The sequence below is a fragment of the Mitsuaria sp. TWR114 genome (genome assembly GCF_007997345.1).
Map to the genome: position 1 here is coordinate 1 of NZ_VOSR01000327.1, position 19,447 is coordinate 19,447.

The 19,447-nt window shown below is 62.4% G+C and carries 23 protein-coding genes; 12 read left to right on the plus strand and 11 right to left on the minus strand.

Annotation, left to right across the window (positions count from 1 at the left end):
* The 4 genes from FUT87_RS13165 to FUT87_RS13180 form a co-directional block, all read right to left on the minus strand.
* Positions 1 to 574: DUF1631 family protein (locus tag FUT87_RS13165; protein WP_147241306.1), on the minus strand; the 574-nt coding region annotated here is incomplete at its 3' end.
* Between the two features lie 327 nt (positions 575 to 901).
* Positions 902 to 2,539: a chaperonin GroEL gene (gene groL / locus FUT87_RS13170; protein ID WP_091720635.1), complete on the minus strand. Its 1,638-nt coding sequence runs from the start codon at positions 2,537 to 2,539 to the stop codon at positions 902 to 904.
* A 56-nt stretch (positions 2,540 to 2,595) separates the two neighbouring features.
* Entirely contained in the window at positions 2,596 to 2,886 is a 291-nt protein-coding gene (gene groES, locus FUT87_RS13175; protein ID WP_091720640.1) for a co-chaperone GroES, read from the minus strand.
* Between the two features lie 778 nt (positions 2,887 to 3,664).
* Positions 3,665 to 3,988, minus strand: coding sequence for a helix-turn-helix transcriptional regulator (locus FUT87_RS13180; protein WP_186830515.1), 324 nt, complete (start codon positions 3,986 to 3,988; stop codon positions 3,665 to 3,667).
* Positions 3,989 to 4,381: 393 nt separating this feature from the next.
* Between FUT87_RS13180 and FUT87_RS13185 the strand changes: the two genes are divergently transcribed.
* The 4 genes from FUT87_RS13185 (at position 4,382) to FUT87_RS13200 (ending at position 7,765) form a co-directional block, all read left to right on the plus strand.
* Positions 4,382 to 4,756: a helix-turn-helix transcriptional regulator gene (locus tag FUT87_RS13185; RefSeq protein ID WP_147241308.1), complete on the plus strand. Its 375-nt coding sequence runs from the start codon at positions 4,382 to 4,384 to the stop codon at positions 4,754 to 4,756.
* 53 nt (positions 4,757 to 4,809) lie between these two features.
* Complete coding sequence (locus FUT87_RS13190; RefSeq protein ID WP_147241309.1) at positions 4,810 to 5,340, plus strand: ImmA/IrrE family metallo-endopeptidase; 531 nt, start codon at positions 4,810 to 4,812, stop codon at positions 5,338 to 5,340.
* Positions 5,341 to 5,517: 177 nt separating this feature from the next.
* Positions 5,518 to 6,372 carry an E2/UBC family protein gene (locus FUT87_RS13195; protein ID WP_186830516.1) on the plus strand — a complete coding sequence of 285 codons (855 nt, stop codon included), beginning with the start codon at positions 5,518 to 5,520 and terminating at the stop codon, positions 6,370 to 6,372.
* A gap of 13 nt (positions 6,373 to 6,385) precedes the next feature.
* Positions 6,386 to 7,765 carry a ThiF family adenylyltransferase gene (locus tag FUT87_RS13200; RefSeq protein ID WP_186830517.1) on the plus strand — a complete coding sequence of 460 codons (1,380 nt, stop codon included), beginning with the start codon at positions 6,386 to 6,388 and terminating at the stop codon, positions 7,763 to 7,765.
* A gap of 813 nt (positions 7,766 to 8,578) precedes the next feature.
* Here the strand turns inward: FUT87_RS13200 and FUT87_RS13205 are convergent.
* From FUT87_RS13205 to FUT87_RS13225, 5 genes are all read right to left on the minus strand, one after another.
* Positions 8,579 to 9,733 (minus strand): PAS domain-containing sensor histidine kinase, encoded by a 1,155-nt coding sequence (locus tag FUT87_RS13205; RefSeq protein ID WP_147241312.1) that lies wholly within the window; start codon positions 9,731 to 9,733, stop codon positions 8,579 to 8,581.
* Complete coding sequence (locus tag FUT87_RS13210; RefSeq protein ID WP_147241313.1) at positions 9,730 to 10,104, minus strand: response regulator; 375 nt, start codon at positions 10,102 to 10,104, stop codon at positions 9,730 to 9,732. Before FUT87_RS13210 ends, FUT87_RS13205 begins: the two co-directional genes overlap by 4 nt.
* Before the next feature lie 166 nt (positions 10,105 to 10,270).
* Positions 10,271 to 10,519, minus strand: a complete 249-nt coding sequence (locus tag FUT87_RS13215) for a hypothetical protein (protein ID WP_147241314.1) — start codon at positions 10,517 to 10,519, stop codon at positions 10,271 to 10,273.
* Positions 10,520 to 10,621: 102 nt separating this feature from the next.
* The gene (locus FUT87_RS13220; RefSeq protein WP_147241315.1) at positions 10,622 to 10,855 is read right to left on the minus strand and encodes a hypothetical protein; all 234 of its coding nucleotides are present in this window, start codon (positions 10,853 to 10,855) and stop codon (positions 10,622 to 10,624) included.
* Positions 10,856 to 10,973: 118 nt separating this feature from the next.
* Complete coding sequence (locus FUT87_RS13225) at positions 10,974 to 11,207, minus strand: hypothetical protein (RefSeq protein ID WP_147241316.1); 234 nt, start codon at positions 11,205 to 11,207, stop codon at positions 10,974 to 10,976.
* A gap of 213 nt (positions 11,208 to 11,420) precedes the next feature.
* On the opposite strand from FUT87_RS13225, the gene FUT87_RS31710 reads away from it, so the two are divergent.
* From FUT87_RS31710 to FUT87_RS13235, 3 genes are read left to right on the plus strand one after another with little or no spacing between them, the layout of a single operon-like run.
* Positions 11,421 to 11,666 carry a CrpP-related protein gene (locus tag FUT87_RS31710; protein ID WP_404935399.1) on the plus strand — a complete coding sequence of 82 codons (246 nt, stop codon included), beginning with the start codon at positions 11,421 to 11,423 and terminating at the stop codon, positions 11,664 to 11,666.
* Between the two features lie 41 nt (positions 11,667 to 11,707).
* Positions 11,708 to 12,484 (plus strand): GGDEF domain-containing protein, encoded by a 777-nt coding sequence (locus tag FUT87_RS13230; protein WP_186830518.1) that lies wholly within the window; start codon positions 11,708 to 11,710, stop codon positions 12,482 to 12,484.
* Positions 12,481 to 13,206, plus strand: coding sequence for a serine protease (locus tag FUT87_RS13235; RefSeq protein ID WP_147241318.1), 726 nt, complete (start codon positions 12,481 to 12,483; stop codon positions 13,204 to 13,206). The genes FUT87_RS13230 and FUT87_RS13235 overlap by 4 nt, the downstream gene beginning before the upstream one ends.
* A gap of 102 nt (positions 13,207 to 13,308) precedes the next feature.
* Here the strand turns inward: FUT87_RS13235 and FUT87_RS13240 are convergent, their stop codons facing one another.
* Together FUT87_RS13240 and FUT87_RS13245 are read right to left on the minus strand one after the other, a co-directional pair.
* Positions 13,309 to 13,650, minus strand: a complete 342-nt coding sequence (locus FUT87_RS13240) for a hypothetical protein (RefSeq protein WP_147241319.1) — start codon at positions 13,648 to 13,650, stop codon at positions 13,309 to 13,311.
* 593 nt (positions 13,651 to 14,243) lie between these two features.
* Complete coding sequence (locus FUT87_RS13245; RefSeq protein WP_147241325.1) at positions 14,244 to 14,990, minus strand: Crp/Fnr family transcriptional regulator; 747 nt, start codon at positions 14,988 to 14,990, stop codon at positions 14,244 to 14,246.
* 401 nt (positions 14,991 to 15,391) lie between these two features.
* Here FUT87_RS13245 and FUT87_RS13250 point away from each other — a divergent pair, with 401 nt between their 5' ends.
* From FUT87_RS13250 to FUT87_RS13270, 5 genes are all read left to right on the plus strand, one after another.
* Positions 15,392 to 16,681 carry a sodium:proton antiporter gene (locus tag FUT87_RS13250; protein WP_255511812.1) on the plus strand — a complete coding sequence of 430 codons (1,290 nt, stop codon included), beginning with the start codon at positions 15,392 to 15,394 and terminating at the stop codon, positions 16,679 to 16,681.
* Positions 16,682 to 16,804: 123 nt separating this feature from the next.
* Complete coding sequence (locus FUT87_RS13255) at positions 16,805 to 17,026, plus strand: hypothetical protein (RefSeq protein ID WP_147241321.1); 222 nt, start codon at positions 16,805 to 16,807, stop codon at positions 17,024 to 17,026.
* Positions 17,027 to 17,210: 184 nt separating this feature from the next.
* Complete coding sequence (locus FUT87_RS31715) at positions 17,211 to 17,681, plus strand: universal stress protein (RefSeq protein ID WP_147241322.1); 471 nt, start codon at positions 17,211 to 17,213, stop codon at positions 17,679 to 17,681.
* Positions 17,682 to 18,136: 455 nt separating this feature from the next.
* Positions 18,137 to 18,601 (plus strand): hypothetical protein, encoded by a 465-nt coding sequence (locus tag FUT87_RS13265; RefSeq protein ID WP_147241323.1) that lies wholly within the window; start codon positions 18,137 to 18,139, stop codon positions 18,599 to 18,601.
* A 505-nt stretch (positions 18,602 to 19,106) separates the two neighbouring features.
* Positions 19,107 to 19,439 carry a hypothetical protein gene (locus tag FUT87_RS13270; RefSeq protein WP_147241324.1) on the plus strand — a complete coding sequence of 111 codons (333 nt, stop codon included), beginning with the start codon at positions 19,107 to 19,109 and terminating at the stop codon, positions 19,437 to 19,439.
* The last annotated feature ends 8 nt before the right edge of the window (positions 19,440 to 19,447 follow it).

Consider the following 19,447-nt stretch of genomic DNA (forward strand, 5'->3'; position numbering starts at 1 on the left):
GGCCCTGGCACAGCGAGGCGTAGATCGGCTGCAGCTTCAGCGCCAGCGGCAGCGCGGCCATGCGCATCAGCGCATAACGGCCCTCGGCATCGAGGTCCACGCCCTCGATCGCGCGGGACAGCGCCTGCGCGAACAGCGCAGCCCGCAGCGGGTTGTCGTTCTTCAGCGGCCGGGCGATGCCACGCAGCGCCGCGAAGAAATTGCCGAGCTGGTGGAGCTCGGCGCGCGACTGGTCCTCGATGGCGGTGATCACGTGCGCGATCGCGACGTCCTTCAGCGCCTGGCCCTCGTCGACCAGGCTCAGCGACAGCTCCCCGCGACCCGCCGCCTGCCGCTCGCGCTGCAGCGGATCGCCGCCTTCGCGCGCCAAGCCCAGCAGGCGACCCAGCGAGCCTTCGAGGTCGGAGGCGAAGTGGGCGCGTCGCTTGGACCATCCGGCCAGCAACTGGTGGTGCTCCAGCCGGCTCTTGAGCTCGTCCTGCAAGCCGTTGTACACCGCATGCGACAGCGCGGGCACGTGGGCGAGGGTCTCGTCGACCAGGCTTTGAAGGGAAGGCGAAGCGGCGTGGGCCATCGTTTGTGACAAGTTGTCAGCGCATTATGGTCGCCCCTGATTCAAGTGACATCCCCCAGGCCCGTGGGGCCGTGCGACCTGGGGAAAGCCCCTGCGGTGCCGAGCCGAAGAGGCTGGCGGGTCCGGCAATTCTGGGCGCATGCCGACCGGGATGACCAGCAAGCGCGTTGCCCGGTTCGTATCCAACGGAAACAGAGCGGCCCCCGGGCGGCGATCTTTTTCCCGTTGCGGCCCGCGCAATGAAAAAAAGGGGTCGCCGAAGCGACCCCTTTGTTGAGCGTCAACGATCGACGGCGGGCGTCGATCGTCGCGGGCTCGGCCGGACTCTTACATGTCCATGCCCATGCCGCCCATGCCACCCGGCATGGCGGGCGCGGCGGACTCGTCCTTCGGCGCTTCGGCGACCATGCACTCGGTGGTCAGCATCAGCGAGGCCACGGAGGCGGCGTTCTGCAGCGCGGTGCGGGTCACCTTGGTCGGGTCCAGGATGCCCATCTCGATCATGTCGCCATAGGTGCCGTTGGCGGCGTTGTAGCCGTGGTTGCCCGAACCGGCCAGCACGTTGTTGACGACGACCGAGCTTTCTTCGCCGGCGTTGTAGACGATCTCGCGCAGCGGGGCTTCGATGGCCTTCAGGATCAGCTTGATGCCGGCGTCCTGGTCGGCGTTGTCGCCCTTGATGTCGCCAGCGGCCTGACGGGCGCGCAGCAGCGCGACACCGCCACCGGCCACGATGCCTTCCTCGACGGCGGCACGGGTGGCGTGCAGCGCGTCTTCGACACGGGCCTTCTTCTCCTTCATCTCGACTTCGGTGGCGGCACCGACCTTGATGACGGCCACGCCGCCGGCCAGCTTGGCCACGCGTTCCTGCAGCTTCTCGCGGTCGTAGTCGCTGGTGGCTTCCTCGATCTGGACGCGGATCTGCTTGACGCGCGCCTCGATGTCGCCGCCGGCGCCGTTGCCGTCGATGATGGTGGTGTTTTCCTTGCCCACTTCGACGCGCTTGGCCTGGCCCAGGTCAGCCAGCGTGACCTTCTCCAGCGACAGGCCGACTTCCTCGGCGATGACCTTGCCACCGGTCAGGATGGCGATGTCTTCCAGCATGGCCTTGCGGCGGTCGCCGAAGCCCGGGGCCTTCACGGCGACGACCTTCAGGATGCCGCGGATGGTGTTGACCACCAGGGTCGCCAGCGCTTCGCCGTCGACTTCTTCCGCGATGATCAGCAGCGGACGGCCGGCCTTGGCGACGGCTTCCAGCGTCGGCAGCAGGTCGCGGATGTTGGAGATCTTCTTGTCGTAGAGCAGGACGAAGGGGTTGTCCAGGATCGCCGACTGCTTCTCCGGGTTGTTGATGAAGTAGGGCGACAGGTAGCCGCGGTCGAACTGCATGCCTTCGACGACGTCCAGCTCGTTGGCCAGCGACTTGCCGTCCTCGACGGTGATCACGCCTTCCTTGCCGACCTTGTCCATCGCGTCGGCGATGATCTTGCCGATCGAGTCATCGGAGTTGGCCGAGATCGTGCCGACCTGGGCGATTTCCTTGGACGTGGTGGTGGCCTTGGAGGCCTTCTTCAGCTGCTCGACCAGGGCGGCGACGGCCTTGTCGATGCCGCGCTTGAGGTCCATCGGGTTCATGCCGGCGGCCACGTACTTCATGCCTTCGCGCACGATGGCCTGGGCCAGCACGGTGGCGGTGGTGGTGCCGTCACCGGCGTTGTCCGAGGTCTTGGAAGCGACTTCCTTGACCATCTGGGCGCCCATGTTCTGCAGCTTGTCCTTGAGCTCGATCTCCTTGGCGACCGAGACACCGTCCTTGGTGACGGTAGGGGCGCCGAACGAGCGCTCCAGCACCACGTTACGGCCCTTGGGACCCAGCGTGACCTTGACCGCGTTGGCCAGGATGTTCACGCCTTCGACCATGCGGGCACGGGCTTCGCCGCCGAAGACAACGTCTTTTGCTGCCATGTGTATCTCTCCGAATCTCTATCTAGATGAATGGGGTCTGTGAGGGTGGTCGCCGATTACTTGGCGATGACCGCAAACAGATCCTCTTCGCGCATCACGAGCAGCTCTTCGCCGTCGACCTTGACGGTCTGGCCGCTGTACTTGCCGAACAGCACGCGGTCGCCGACGGCGACGTTCAGGGCAATGAATTCACCCTTGTCGTTGCGCTTGCCCGGGCCGACGGCCAGCACCTCGCCCTGGTCGGGCTTCTCGGCGGCGTTGTCGGGGATGACGATGCCGGAGGCCGTCTTGGTTTCGTTTTCCAGGCGCTTAACGATCACGCGATCGTGCAGAGGACGCAGTTTCATCAGATCTCCTTGACTGTGCGGACTTGCTTCAAGGGCCCGCCGTGCGGTTCTCGCACTGGCCAACCCCCACAAGAAGTAAGCCCCGCGAGGGACGTCGTGGGGCTTGTTAGCACTCGACCGACGCGAGTGCTAGCAGGGAGATTATATGGACGGGCTTGGCGCTTTCAAGGGCGGGTGTCGACATTCGGCTAACTTGGGAAGTTCATCGTCTAAGTTGAAACTTTCGTCCGCAGCGAGCTGAAGTGGGCTGTCACAGGCGCGAGCCGGCGCCCCCCGCCCGTCTAGTCGGGCTTGAGTAGTCCATCCAAGCAGTGCGCTGTGACTGCCGTCTGCACGCCAGGAGCGCGCGAAGTCGGTCAGCGTGCCAGCCACGGCACTGGTTGAAGCGCTCCTCCGCATGGGGACGCGACGCCAGCGCCGCCCAACAAACCGATGTGCGCATGCGGACGCAAGCTCGCCGACGATTGGGCTGTAAGTTGGCTGACAAAAGTGTTGGCACCGTCTCTGTGTATCAATCCAGTGATGCGGGAGAGGCCGCCAGTGGTGACATGCCTACGCGCCGAGCCTGATTGCTGTCGAGTGTTGTCGAAAACCGTTCATCTTTGAACTTTGTTCGTTCATGTCTGAACCTCGGCCAGCAGCGCGAAGCAGGTGATCGCTCCGGAATGCGAAGGGTGGAGCGAGGCAGTCCAGCTCGGACGATGCGCAGTGGCCGATCTCACTTTAGGTGTAGTTCGATCTGTACGTAGTGCGCATGCCAGGAATCTAAAACTGTGATCTAGCCGGACGCATCTCGGCTCCCACCGGCACGTTGAGCAGCCAAGGCCTTCAGCCGAGCCAGTTTTCCCTCGAACGTGCTGGAACTTTGCGGAAGCGCTGTGGGGAAAAGCAGCGGCAGGAACTGGGTGCGCCCTAAAACGCGAAGCACCTGCACGAACGTCTCCAGCGTAGCTTTCCCGTCTAGTTCAAAGCGCTTGTAGGTCCGCAACGGGATCTGCGCCTTCAGCGCAAATGCTTGCTGAGACAGACCCGCACCCACTCGATGGCGGCGCACTCTGAGCGCAAGCAGTTTGCAAACTTCGCGCTCGGGCCAGTCGCGCATCGCCACGGATTCCTGTTCAGGCGTCATGTTTTTCAGGATAGGCCATTTTTGGCCCCAAATCTGTGGATATCAAGAGATCGCCTTGATTTCAGGAATTACAGTCGCTGATGATCAGCACGAGGTTCACTGTCAGAACCACTACCGCTAGCGATCTGCGGCGCACTCTTCTCTACCTATAGCGTTCTTTGGTCGTGACAGCATGCTGATGGTGAGAAGGTTTACGTTTGCGGGCTCTTGTGGATAACTTTTCCTAAGGGGAGGCTCCAGCCTTCCGAATCTAGGGTGAACACCTATATTTCACTTTTTAGCGAAGAGATGTACTATTTGGCGTAGTAGTTATCCAACCGGAGGAGAATCCGACGGAGGGATGTCCATCACACCCCAGGAGCATCCATGAAGCTGACCCCATTTGGCGAGACCGTGAGGACGTTGCGAATGCGCTATGAAGTTTCGATGAAGTCGATGGCCGAAGCCCTCGGCATCAGTTCTTCGTACATGAGCGGTATCGAGTACGGCGAGAAGACGCTCGCCGACAAATACGCGGACGCAGCCGTCTTGTTTTTCCGTGGCCACGCGACCCCCGAAGAATTGCAGCGGCTGAAGGCAGCCGCAGCGCAGTCCAAGGATGTTGTGTCGGTCTCGAAGCTGGAGCCAGATGCCCGCCGACTGGTGGCCGCATTTGCTCGTCGCCTCCAAGACGGCGCTCAGCCGTCCAAGGAAATGAACGAATGGCTGGAGTCCAAATACCCGGAGGAGAACGACAAATGATGCTCGGTACGGCTCAGCGGTCCTCTACGCCCAGCGGTTTCAAAGTGGCTCCCATGAGCTACGCGAAGCTCGAAGAGGTGGCCGAGGATTTGCGCAAGATCCTTCCCACGGTACCCGGGTCGAACGGGTTTCGAATCGACGCGCGCAAGGTCCTCGAACAGACCTTGCCCAAGGCCGGCTACAACTTCCACGTGGACGACACACTGCAGGAATGCGCCGGGTTCACGGTGCCCCTGGACTTCCTGGTGGTCTTGCGCGAGGACGTCTACGACGGCCTGGCCCAAGAGAACGTCTTCTCCAGAAGTACGGTGATCCACGAGCTCTGCCACATCGTGCTGGACCACGCGGTCACTTTGCAACGGGGCCCCATCGGCGCGCACGAGTTCTTCGAAGACAGCGAATGGCAGGCGAAGGCGCTGACCGCCGCGGTCATGATGCCGATCGAAGCGTGCCGCTTGGCAGCGTCAGCTCACGACCTGGCTCAGATTTGCGGAACGAGCCCGACTGCTGCTCAGTACCGCCTCGATCGCTTGATCAAGGCGGGGATCATTCCGCCGAAACCGGCCCCTACGGGCCTCTTCTGAGGGAAGGGCACTATGAACAAGAGCCAGTAAAGAAAAAGGCAAGCGCGAAGGCTTGCCTTGGGGGACGTGTTGCCACATCCGGTGTAGGAGCCAAAAGTGTGCTGCACGAAATCCTCAGGGTCAAGCAACGCCCCTAGCTTGCGGGGGCATTAATGATCATTTTTGAGGAAAAGCGAAGTGAAATCTTTCGCGACCATTCACGTGGCGGGTGACCGCTACGAGTGCAGCCGCGGCCTGGTCAACGGTGCCGCGATCTACAACCTGGTCAAGCTGGATCCCCAGCGACACCATCTGCAGTTCGAGATCAAGGACGATCGGGACATCCCGTTCGCCGCGACCGACGCCATCATCATCGATGGCGATGAGAGATTCTCGATTGCAGACGGACCGTGCCCCGAAGGCGCGGGCCCTGCCCTGCGGCAGCCGATCGCCATCGTCATCAATGGTGAGCCGATCAAGGGGGACGCGCTCCTCCGCCATGTCAAGCTGACCTTCGACGAGATCGCGCCCCTGGCCTCCGATTTTCAGGCCGGCGACGGCTTGTTCGTCGAGCTGACCGACCTCCCGGACGCGCAGCTTACTCCGGGGATTCGTCTGCTTCTGCAGCCGCGCGACCGGCTCTACACGAGCCCCTGCGGCAACGTCGGCTTCGAGCCCCGGCTGGAAGCCGACCTGCAGGCCTTGCGCCAGCAGTACGGCGAAGTTCGCTGCATCGACGACGGGGCCCGCACCCTGGTCATCGTGCCGGCCGTGGCGCTCCCGAAGCACTGGAACCGCTCCAACACGGATGTGCTGATCCACGTCCCGCAGGGCTACCCGATCGCCGCGATGGACATGTTCTGGGTGCCTCCCGGACTGACCCTCGCCGATGGGCGCACCCCGCAGAACGCCGATCTGCAGGAGACCTATGGCGGCCAAGTCTGGCAGCGGTTCTCCTGGCATTACCCGCAGCCCCAGCGGTGGGATCCGGCCACCAGCGGCGTGATGTCGCACATGCGCTTCGTGCGCACGCGACTGGCTCAGGCCAACTGAGTGGAGGGCGATGATGCGCTACGTGCTGAAAATGCGCGGGGTTCATCATCGCCGCCAAGCAGCTCTGCTGCGGGCGGCGATGCCCCGTGAGTCCGTCTGCTTCCTTCTGTGCCGCCGCGTTGGCGTGGAAGACGACGTCATCTATCTGGTCGACGACATCGTGCCCGTAGAACCCACCGATTACATCGAGCAAGCCGAGGACATCGCGTCCGTCAGCCCAGCCGCGATGTCCTCGGTCGCGAAGCGCGCCAGGGCCGACGGCCGAGTCATTGTCATGGCTCACCTCCATCCGATGACCGATCGCGATGTCCACTTCTCGCATGCTGACCATGTGGGCAACGCCAGGTCATTCGCGTTCTTCCACCGCCAAGCGCCCCAACCAGAGCATGTGGCGCTCGTCTGGAACTCGGCGATCGACGAGTGCCAAGGATTGGTTTATGGCCGCGATCGGGCTACTGCCGTCGCGCTCGATTCTGTCGTCGTCGTGGACGAGGATCGATGGGTCGAGCACGTTCATCACGGCGCCTCGGTCGATCGGCGGTTCGATCGACAGGCGCTGCTTTTGGGACCCGAGGGACAGCACGCGATCGCGCGGGCAGCGTTCACGATCGTGGGTTTGGGGGGAACCGGCAGCCTTGCGTCCCTCGCCTTGATCCATCACGGCGCCCGAGACATGACGCTGGTTGACGACGACCTTGTGGACCTGACTAACTTGCCTCGAATCCCGGCAAGCTGCCCGAAAGACGCCGGCGTTCGAAACAAGGCAGAGCTTGCCCGCGACTACGCGATCGCGCATGCCCCCGAAGCGACCGTGAGGGCCATCACTCTCAACGTTGAGGACCCGGAGGTGCTTCGTGCGCTGGTCCGCAGCGCTGTGGTCATCGTCTGCACGGACAACACTACGTCCCGAGCCTTTCTCAATCAGATCTGTCAGCAGTACCTCATCCCCCTGCTCGACATCGGCGTGCAGTTCGTCGTCGACGCGAACGGCGCCGTGGTCAATGAGATCGGTCGCGTCAATCTTTGCCGCCCGGGAGCGCCCTGCCTGTGGTGCTCCGGTCACATTAACGCCGAGCGACTTGCCGCGGAAGCGAAACCGCGCGCAGAGCGCGATCGAGCCGGCAGCTACCTCCGCGGATTTGATCTTCCAGAACCGTCGATGCTTGCGTTCAACATGGAGATCGTGGGTCGCGCGATGCAGGTGCTGGTTGGATACATCACGGGTCTGTTCTCCCAGCCGCCGACCACGTTTGAGCAGCGAAGCTTTCTCCGCCCGAAGGGCGGGATGATGTCGCGCATGGTGGCCAAGGTCAATCAACCCGGCTGCCTCTTTTGCGCGAGCGTCGGCAAGGCGGAGGACGTGCCACCGATCATCAGACATCGCGCCATGTGAGCTTGACTGTGCGGACCTCGCGTCCGCACATCGCAGTAGGATTAGCCATGCCCGGCGGACGCACTCGACCATCGAAGCCGATAGGCGTGACAGCGATCCGACCAAGATCACCTGGCTCTAGATGCGGTCTCACTGCGATGCATAAAGACTTGGCCGACGATCCAACAGAATTCAGCGCTCGAATTGAAACCGAGCTCGTCAGCTTGGGCCAATTTCGAGCCATCTTGGTGATGTTGGTAGCTGGCGAGGGCGGCGACGAAGAGGTCCGGGTCCCCCTGGCGGGTTGCCATCCCTCGGTGCAAGAAGCGGAGTTCGCTGCACGCGTCGCCATCGCTGCGATGGCCAGACTTGAATCCGACTTTGGATAGGCGCTAGCGTCGTTATCGCCAATTCACCGCAGACAGTCCTCGGAGAGCGCATTGGCGCTTCTCAGGACTCGCGTGTGTCCGTGGTCGGGGGACGCCTCAAGTCAAACAGCGTTTCCACACAGCCTCAGCCTGAAGCCGCTGACGCCGGCGAGCGGCAGCTTCGCAGCGATTGCCGTCATCCGCGGCAAAGAGACAACTGCACGAGGCCTGGCGTAAAGCGGCCATTGGCACGGACGCAGCGCGCCAACGGCGCCGACCGCTGTCGCGGTGAAGCAGTCTTCCAGGCCTTCCGACAGCGCTCACCGCGTGAGGCAATGAGAAACAGCCGCTCCTTGAACAGACCGACGTACTTTCGACCCGCTACAGATTTCCGCCTCACCTGAATCGCCGCCCTGCAGCGGCCGTCAAAGTTGGCGCTTAGCCGCGACGGGCGGACTTGCTCCCTCTAGTTTAGTGTTCGCGGCGCCTGTCTCAGGATCGGTAGTCTCGCAATGAACTCGCTGCCACGGCCGCGGCCTTCGCTTCTGACCTCAACGGTTCCTCCGTGCAAGGAGACGATCTCCTTCACGAGGGCGAGGCCGATTCCCAGGCCATGCCCCCGCCCGGAGTCCGCGCCGTCAGCCTGCGTGAACATGTCAAAGATGCGAGGCTGAAGCTCCGGCCCAATACCGCAGCCGGTGTCCAGCACTTTGATCAGGAAGTGAGTTCCGTCGACGTTGACCAGCACCGACGCACGACCACCACGGGGAGTGAACTTGATCGCGTTGTTCAACAAGTTGGTGACAACCTGATGGATACGGCCACTGTCGACCTGTACTCGCACCATCACCGGCGGAAGAACGCTGAGAAGCTCGACGCTGGCGGCGACCGCAGACGGGCGACATGCTTCGATCGCCTCCTCCACCAACGGCTGCAACAGCACGTCTTCGTAGCGCAGATTCAACCGGCCTTCGCTCACTCGCGTCATGTCGACCAGATCCTCGACCAGTCTCTCGACGAACGCGACCTGCCGACGGATCACCTTCGCTGCCTGTTCGATCTGCTTGGGATCGACCGACAACGCAAGCAGTCTTGTGGCAAGGCCGATCGGCTGCAGCGGATTGCGCAACTCGTGCGCAATCGTCCCGATGAAGACCGTTTGATCGTGATGCTGTCGCTCCAGGCGCTGCACTTCGTTCTCGAGCCATTGAGTTCGAAGGCGTAGGTGGGTGGCATCACGAAACAGCTTGGCGAAGCCAAGATGACGGCCGTGCTGACGCCTGGAGAAGGTCATGCCACTGGCCCAGAAGGCCGATCCATCCTTGCGCGCGTGCCATCGCTCATCCTCAACGGCTCCCAGCATTGCTGCGGCATTGAGTTCGTGGCGATGCAGTTCAGCCCTCACGTCCTCGTCCGCAAACAATATCGAGAAGCCGCGGCCCAACACCTCCTCAGCCGAGAAGCCGGTGATGCGGTAGCTCCCCTCGCTCCATCCGGTGATTCGCCCCAAGGGATCCAGCAGAACGATCCCATATTGGGTGATGTGCTTGGCAAAGCCATCCACGAGTTCACCGACCTCTTCGGCGTTCCATGCGCCATGCGCGGTCCGAAGGAGTGTCATATGTTCCAGTCCCCATGAGGGAGCAGCTCCTCCAAGGCCTCGATCGACACAGGCTTCAGCAGCGTGTGGTCGAAGAGGTCGGCGGCGTCGCGCAGGCTCTGAGCCGAACCCGAGATCCCGATCAGCAACGCGTTGATGCTCGAGTCCCTTTTGATCGCCTGAGCGAGTCCGATACCTCCGATGCCTGGCATCTCGATGTCCGAGATCACGGCGTCTGGCGGGTCGTCCCGGATCAAGCAGAGCGCTTGCTCCCCCGATTGCGCCGTCCGCACGCTGAATCCGAGCCCCGCTAGCAGCAAGCCAAGCGACGTCGACATGTCAGGTACGTCGTCGACCACCAGGACGGACCGTGGAGGCTGCGGGATGGTCATCCGACTTCCTTGTTGGGCGTGATACGCCGGATCCCGGGCATGCCGCGACCCTGGTCACCCTGAGGCCCCGGGCTGATCGAGCGACCTCGTAGTCCTCAGGCGGCACAAGCTCCGGCCTGCGACCGCCTTGGCAAAGGCGCCGGAACATCATGTACTCCGCGCGCTTTCAGGCGGCCGCGATTGCCGTATCGATTGCCATCGAGACCGCCCGTATCACGGCCTCGCGCTCGGACTCGTCGTCCGCGCGGTAGGTAGAACCTTCCAACTCGAAAACCTGCTCCGAGCGATTGACCGTTGCGATCCAAACCAGCAGCGCTCCGCTTGCGCTGAAGTCAACGCACGCCTTCGCCAGCCCGGTGGCGGAGGCGCTCACACGGCACTCGTGCCGAAAATCCACGGACTTGAAGAGTCGCATCTGCTGCTCCTTGGTTGCGGCCCGTCGCCTGGTTCCCTGCGCTTTTCTGCGTTGCACCGAGCGACTTTGCATACGGCAACGGGCCTGCGTCGCCGTGCCGCATCACGCGAACCTTGCGTTCAGCGCCTGACCGATCGACAACACAACAGTCTGGGAATCGGTCTCGCCTTGAGTTCTCTGCACGCATCCCGTCATCTCGAAGAACTGAGGCGCAACGTAGAAGGTGGCGTTCCAACTCAGGAACTTCCCGCTTACATCAAAGTCGGCACAGACCTTGATGACACGCCCGCTGAACAGCATCGTGTGCTTGAAGTCGACAGTCATGAGTTTGTTCATCAGCGCCTTCCTCATGGCATCCCCAGCGGCACGGCGAGGGTTGGGGAGATGCTTGGGTCAAAAGGGCGATCGGGCGGCAGGCCATCACTTGACCGCGGCCGCCGATGATGGGTTCCGATCACGGTAGCCAATCGTCGGAGTGCCGCAGTGGGTCCAGCGCGTCACGGATCCGCTCGATCGTTCCGTGCTTCGGATCTTTGGGCAGGTCGATAAAGAGGGCTCGTCTGGGTGGGGCGTGACGCCGCCTGAAGATCAGTGTTCCCAGCTCGGAGTGGGACGGACAGACGTAGATGACGTCGAAGGATGAAATCTGCAGCCCGCCAATGTGGGCAAGTCCGGCTTTGACGAACATGTCGCGCTTTCGAAAGAGCTCCCTGGCGGAGCGACCTGGTCGTCGTTGATGGCGGCCACGCAAGCTGGCCGACGCGACGCCGCGCGCATGTCAGTGCTGAGCATTCAAGCATGGATGGCGAGCCGGCGGGAAATATGTTTCTGATCCCGGCCTAGGCTTGGATCGCCACTTGCCGCGTTTCACGGCATGGCTCTACCGGAGAGGGAGGCGACCATGAAGCGCAGGTCCGAACCGAAGCAGCACGCCGCCGGTCGCGATCAGAAGGACAGCCTCCCCACTGCCGAGCGCGCCGAACTCCAACGTCAAGGAGCCAAGGCCGCCGCGCGAGGGGAGGAGCGTGATGTAAATCCCATGGACGAACAGCTGAATCGCCCCTCGGCCACGGGGGGACTGCATAGACCTGTGGCAGAAGCGAAAGGACGCCTGGCAGCAGGGGCACGATGTGCAGTGCCAAGCTGACGATCAGGCGAGTTCCCATTCCTCCAGACAGGAAGAGAGTGATGAGCACTGAAGCCGAATCAGTTCTGCGCCTTGCGCAGGTCAAGCGCGAAATCAGGGAGGCCGAGCACACCCTCGAGAAGCTTCTGACCCAGATCGCGCAGGCGCGCAGCGAGGAGCGGCTGGGAGCTTTGTACTGGATGGTGCTCGAGAACGAGCGCCTGTACACGGAGCTCCATGATCAGAACCTGCGCGCTGTAAGAGAAGCCGACTCCGCGCACGCCGCGCTTGAGCAGGCCGTGCGGGTTGCCGAGACCGATCCGTTGACCCAGTTGCCCAACCGCATTGTCCTTTGGGACAGGTTGACCCACGAGCTCGAACTCGCCAAGCGGAACTCGACGCCCCTGGCAGTTCTCTTCCTGGACCTCAATGACTTCAAGAAGACCAACGATCAACTCGGGCATGAAGTCGGCGACCGGTTGCTGCTGCACGTGGCCGGCGTCCTCAAGGCGACGCTGAGAGCAAGTGACACCGTTTGCCGCATCGGCGGCGACGAGTTCGTCATCATTGCGGAGAACGTTCCAAGCGACGGCGTCGGACGCCTGATCTCCAAGATCGTCGCGGCCGTTGCTCGGCCGTGGACCGTGGCTGGCACCGTCCTGACGCAAGGCGTGAGCATCGGCGCCAGCAACTTTCCGGCCGACGGTGACCAGGCAGAGGACCTCGTGAGGAAAGCAGACGCAGCCATGTACCTGGTCAAGCTGGCCGCGCGTACGACAACACGGGGTGGCGAAAGAGGAGGGCCGATGCCTAGCGCCCGCCTCTACGGCCCGCGATGAAGTCCGTTGATCCGCTGCTGCTCGCTGTGGTCCGGCTTAGCACCTTGCAGGGCGGTCGAGCCTTGACGCGCGCCACGGGCTTCCTGCAGCAACGCGGCGAGGAGGTCTTTCTGGTCACCTGCCGGCACGTGTTCATCGATCCGTCGAGCGGTCACTATCCCGATCTGATACAGGTTGATTTCCATACGGACGGCAACAATCTGGCGACAGTCGCGAGTGCTGCCCTTCCTCTGTATGAAGCGGGCACCGCAGCGTGGAGACAGGGAAGGGACGCGGCGGGAGACGTCGACGTCGCGACTCTCAAGCTCCGACGGGAACAGATGCCGGACAAGGCGGTCTGGCACGCCTTTCCCTCCGAAGAGATGCCGGAGCTGGAACGGGACATCGGCTTGGGTACGCCGGTGCTGATCGTCGGGTTCCCCATGGGGTTTCACGATGAATTGCATCACCTACCGGTGGCTCGATCCGGCATCGTGGCGTCCCCCTACGGCTGGCGCTTCGGCGGAGAGGGATATTTCCTGACGGATGCGCGGACGCATCGAGGTCTCAGCGGAGCCCCGGTCGTGACGCGGGATGCGGCCCAGCCGGGGTTTCCCTGGCGGCTGCTGGGCATCCACTCCGCTCGTCTGGAAGGGCGAAACAGGGAGGCGGCCTTTGACGAAACCCTTGGACTGAACTGCAGCTGGTATCCGGACATCCTGCGCGTGCTTACGACCGGCTGACCGCAGATGGCCATATCGGCAGGTGCACGCGCGATGCACAAGGGAACCGGTTTTCCTCACCCTGGCTTGGCTGGAAGAGGAGATGCGTTGCGGCAGCGCCGGTCAGCCGCGCGCGGACTGCGGCAGATCCGCATCTGAGATTCCACGCCGCGCCTGACCGGCCGCATCTGGTACAGGACGTGCAGTGGCATCGTCGTCGGGAGGCACGTCGCTGCTTTCAGGCAGCTCTTGCGGCTTGCCCTCTGTGTCCTCTTGCGTCGAACGCTTCTTGCCGTCATTGCCGGTTCGCTCGGCGCCGGAGTTCGATTCGTCCGATGCGTCGCCGGTGCGAACGCCCTCCGGCGATTGGTTCGCAATGGGATCACCGACGGGATCGTCGTTCTCGTTCTCAGGCTTCGAGGCCGTAGGACGAATGGACTCGGAAGCCGATGTACTGCTGTTCATGATGAGCGCCTTGATGTAGGGCGGGATGGCCCGCTGTCCTCTGGCAAACCCAACTCCGCGCGAATTACGACGTGGGCCCAGTTCGACAGGTAAGGGAGCCCGCTAACGCGTAAACGCATGGAGAACTTGCCGACCGGCGTGCTTGAAATGCCTGCGGCCCCACAAGCGTTCAGTACCGGAAGCGCGTCCCCCGCGTCGCGGGTTATGGGGCTGAGCACCACCTAACCGGAGCTGCGGCGCTGGACCGAGGGCAGTCGCATGCAGCACGCCTGATCTTGGCGCTCGAGAAGCACGCCGGTTCGCATGTGGGAACCAGTGGCGGGCGAACTCTTGAACGGCAGCCTTCCTAACGTGTGCGTCGAAAGGGAGCACAGCATCGAACGGGGCTCAGGCTTCGTTCTCTGGCGAGGCGTTCGATTCGGCGTAGGCCCGGCCATCCGAATTCCTCCGGCTGTCCGGGGCCATTGGTGAGCCGAAACAGGAGGAGGCCTTCTTCCAGCGGTTCCCGGCGCTGATCCGACGTCTTTTCACCATAGATTGCCGCGGCCATTGTTGTTCGACCAGCCAGGCGCCGACTACGCCGACTACGCCGACTATCGAGGGGCGCTTACCTGTTGCACTGAATTACCCGAGCCGGGTTTCAGCAGGCGGACGTACTCGGCTTTCACCACTGCGTAGCACTCACAGGTGCGTTGCTCGAGACCGGCACGGTCGAGCACCCGGATATGTCCACGGCGGTAACTTATCAGCCCAGCATCTTGAAGATTGCCTGCCGCCTGGGTGACGCCCTCTCTCCGCACCCCGAGCATGTTGGCGATGAGGTCCTGCGTCATGACAAGATCGTTGCCGTGGAGCCGGTCCAGGCTCAGGAGCAGCCAGCGGCAAAGCTGCTGATCCAAGGAGTGATGCCGATTGCAGACCGCCGTCTGGGACATCTGCGTGAGCAGAGCCTGCGTATAGCGGAGCAGAAGGTGCATCACGTTCCCCGCTCGGTTGAATTCCGCGAGCATGAAGTCGGATCGTAGCCGCAGCAGTTCCCCCGCGCTTTGCACCACGCCGCGGCTGGGAGTAGTCTGACCGCCCATAAAGAGCGACACACCCAGCACGCCCTCATAACCCACAACGGAGATTTCCGCGGAGCCGCCGTCCTCGAGTACGTAAAGAAGAGACACGATGGACGTCGTAGGGAAGTAGACGTGGGACAGGTGACCTCCCGATTCGTAGATCACCTGACCGAGCGGCGCCTGCACCGCTTCCAGATTTGGAAGCCATCGCGACAACTCTTCCTCCGAAAGTGCGGCAAGGAGTTCGTTCTGGCGCGCAAGTTCTGTCGACACCATCGGCGGGCCTTCGAATGTTGGTTGGAGATCCGACGACAGCCGGTACACGAAGAAGAGGCTGGATCGACGTCTTGCGGCTAGGTTCGTTGTCGCACCGACGCCTCCACGGGAACGGCGCAGGCTAGAGCAGCAGCGGGCGCGGTTGTTGCGGCCTGAGCCTAACCGAGCCGCCTCCGCACCATATAGCTTCCTCGAACGACATCCGCAATGTCCGTGCATCACCACTGCAGCGACGAAGCCCAAAAGCCCGAGCAAACGAAGTTGCCCTCCCCCTGCACTGGCCGGCGTCGCCACACCCAAGCCGAGCACGTCTCTCAATGTGAGCCAGCCATAGATCCAGAGCGTCCTCTTGCAACAGATTTAATGGCTTCGGAAGAACTTGTATGAGTTTTGCGGCATGGATGCTGCTTTTCGGAGCGTTGCTTCTGGGCATGGTGCTCCTGGGGACCCTTCTTGGCCGCATGCAACTGACCAGCGCCATGATCTATCTGGGTATCGGCTGGGTGCTCGGCCCGGGTGTACTCGATATATTCCGCCCCGATCCGTTCTCCCGTTCCGAGCTGCTCCTGCGATCGGCGGAGCTGGGCTTGGCGATATCGCTTTTTGCGGTCGGGCTAAGGCTGGGTGTACCGTTCTTCGATCGCCTTTGGCGGCTCCCTTTAAGACTGGCGTTCCTGTCGTTAGCGGTCATGGTGGGACTGACCGCGATTGTGGGCGTGGTCCTTCTGCAGATGCCGCTCGGGGCGGCGATTCTGCTGGGGGCCATCCTCGCTCCGACCGATCCCGTGCTGGCGTCCAGCGTGCATACCGACGCGGGAAAAGACCCGGAGCGCGTCGGCTTCAGTCTGGCCGCTGAGGGGGCGCTCAATGATGCCGCAGCGCTTCCGTTTGTGATTCTTGGCCTGGCCGTACTGCGGGCTACCGGCGACCGGGCGATTTGGCATTTTGATTGGCTTCAGTGGACAGCCGTCGATCTGATCTGGACGCCGGTGGCCGGCGTCGCAATCGGGGGAAGTTTTGGCGCCCTCATGGGCTGGGCCGTGGTGTTTCTGCGGAGCCGGTATCGGCAGGCCATTGGCCTGGACGCCTTCATCGGACTGGGGCTCATCGGCGTCGCTTACGGCGCGGCACTGTATGTGTCAGCCTCCGGCTTTCTTGCCGTTCTGGCTGCGGGCATCGCGTTCGGAAGGGGCGCTGAGCAGCCGCGCCGACGGGAACAAGCCCTCGGCGGGCATGCCGACGTCTCGGGACATCCCTATGAGGCCGTTGCGACGCACTCTCATCACGCGAGCGCGACAATGAAGGAATCTGTTGGGCGTTTCAACGATCAACTCGAGAAGGTTGCCGAGATGGGCCTCATCATCTTGGTCGGCGCCATGCTGCCTTTCGTGCCGCTGTCGCCGCTGATCCTCGGCGCCATCGCATTGAGTCTGCTCCTTCTGCGGCCCGTCTCAGTCGCTGTGGCGATTGTCGGAGAGCAGCTTACCTCGCGGCAGCGCATCATGTTGGGATGGTTCGGGATTCGCGGGGTGGGCTCCGTGTACTACTTGCTGTACGTGCTGAGCCAGGGCGTACCTGGCGACGTAGCTGCATTGCTTGCTGGCGTGACGCTCTGGACGGTCGCCTTTTCCATCACGCTTCATGGTCTTTCCACGCGCGCGATGACAACGCACCACGTCGGCGCACCGTGACCAGAGGACCCGCCGAACGACGTGTATTCGATGGCTCTGCCGTGTTTGTTACCACACAGACATCACCGCTCAGAAGGAGGACGCTGTGATTGTCGGTCGGTCGCTAATCACGGAGCATCCCTCATGAACGCTCTTCTCCTCTTTTCTGTTGTCCCGCTCGGAGTGCTGGGTGCCGTGCTCATCGCCGAGGGGGCCATCGGTTGGGGCATATCACTCTGGCTGGTCGCAGTCGTCTTGAGCCAGGCAACGTTCGTCGCCGACGTTTGGGCTGAGTACAGGAGCCAAAAGGCCTCGGGCCTATCGATACTTGCCGCGCTTGTCACCTGCATCCGGCGCACCACCTAAAGCGAGGCGACCGTGAACAATCAACCACGGGCTGCTCCGCCGAATCCTCCCCTCTCGTCGGACGAGGCAGCTGAAGATGCATTCACCACCGATGGCGGAAGGCCGGCCCACGTCCCAAAGGACAGCGCGAAACTGATCCCGAAAGATTCCCGTCGCAAACGCGAGAAGAAGTCGAAGGCTTGCCATGTGTGAGGCGATCCTCGTTCCGATTGACGGGAGCCGATCATCAGACGCCGGACTCGCGTGTGCCCTACGGTTGGCCGGCGCGATGAAGGCACGCCTCGTTCTCTTGAACGTGATCGATGTCGAACCACTGTTCCTCCAGACGGCTGGAGACTTCCAGGAGCACCGGCAAAGCCTTCGAGACTACGGGCAGGAGCTGCTCGCCAAAGCAGCATTGGAAGCTCAGCGGCAGGGTGTCCAGGTCTCCTTTTTCATGCATGAGACGGTTGAATCCAACGCTGCGTCCATCATCGTTGCGCAGGCCGTCGCCCAGCATTGTGGTCTGATCGTTTTGGGAACGCATGGCCGGCGCAATCCCAGCAAACTGCTGCTTGGCGGGGACGCCCAGTTGGTGCTGCGGGACAGCGCTGTACCCGTACTGTTCGTGCGATCGATACCTCCTCATGAGGCGTCACCCCGGAGTACCAGATAGCTCCCATCGGCACGCCGGTGGAGATGTCGCTGGCAACCCGGCTCGTCCATGCGCTCCAGGCTATACCCCGTGTGACATCCGCCTTGAGAGGCGGGCGAATCGCAAGCGGTCGGGCCCGGCAATCGCGCGTGGGTGGCGCATCCTGTTCAAGGACGGCGGCAACCCGCTTTCGCGTGTGGGTGCCCATCAAGCCGCCTCCCCCGGAACCGTCCCAGGGGTGAATATCCGTCGGACAGCCCGTCGCGTGTCCCGCAAAGCGGCGCGTAGGCGTCCATCTGCAAGCACGCATCCACGAACCCATGGAGGTGAGGATGGAACTCGATACGGTGTCGTACTTGTTTCAGGGCCCTCAGGCTCACAATAGCCGCACAACGCCGCTGAGCGGTCGGCCGAAAGACCGGTCGCGAGCGCCAGAGTTCCGCCAGAAGCGGTCTTCCTAGTAAACGTCCGGCATCATGAGGTTGAACTTTGATTTTGCAGAGGCAGCAGAGGCATTCGCATGCTTCGCAAAGCCATCGGCCTACATTCAAGCCGACCTCTATGAGCCTGAGCGCGATGAGTACGAGCAAATGCTCGGTGGCAAAGCGCGCGAGGAGCTCGTCGCCGCCGACTTTGGGACTGTTGCGTGGGGTCCGCTGTGCTATCTAACCCCTTCGGCAATGGCCTATCTGCTCCCACGGCTGATGGAGATCGCCGCATGTGACGCCACAGACAGCATTGGTGACCTGTTCATGATGCGATTCATCAATCGGTTCTCAGCGGGTCCAGTCGGCTCGGAGTTTTCGCTCCTCAGTGCCAAGCAACGCACCGTCGTCGCAGCGTTTCTTGAGTACCTATCCACCGAACATGCCGAGGTAGTCACACAGGAGTGTTGGGACCGCGCTCTGACTGAAGCTGTCCTCAACTGGCGTGACGCCTAAGCCGCTGCCCGACGTCAACCTGACTTCCCAGCACGCTTACCTGACAGCGACATCAGCGTCGAGAGGCAGGTTCTAGGGAAGAAAGCGGCCGATCAGGTGGGCCGCGTCGAGTGGACCGCTTTAGGCGGTAGCGGTCGCCAATGTCCTGAGCCGCGAACGTCTCACATCAGCCTGAAGCTGCCTGACGCCGGCGAGAGGCGGCTTCGCAGCGTCCTCGGTCGTTCACGGGGTCAGTTTCCATGGAAATGACCCGGGTCAAACACGGCCTGAGCACAAGCAACATCCACCTCAACGGCCGCCGTCATTGCCCCTAGGAACCGCAACTCGCGGGCGGTAAGGTCTGAGAACCGCGAATGCTGCTGCTCGTATTCTCTGTCTCGTTCAGCGCTTCTGCGTCGCTTCGTACACAGCCTTACGACTTCGGCTCCAGCAGAGTCGACGTGGCTTACGTCACTAGGCTGCACCGCGGCTGGCCGGTCCACTGGCCTCTCATCAGGAGAGGTTCATGTTCCCCAAGTCGTTCTACATCTGCCCCGAAGACGTCTTCCGCCTCGGCAACTCTGGCAGCCCGAGGCTCAGCAATATCAGGCCACACGATGTCGACCTGACGAAGGTCAACGACATCGTCGTGGTCATCGCGAACAACGCGGGCGTCAGCGTGTTCAATGAGCAAGGACTGGCCGAGCGAGACATGAGCGGCTGGGTCTGGCAGTTCAACGCAGCAACACCGATGCCTCAGGGGCTAAAGCTCGTTCACGATCGCCCAGGCCACTACTCCATTGCCCCGACGGTTAACATGCCGCTCGATAAGTACAAGGGACTGCTAGGGAAATGCTGATTTATCCG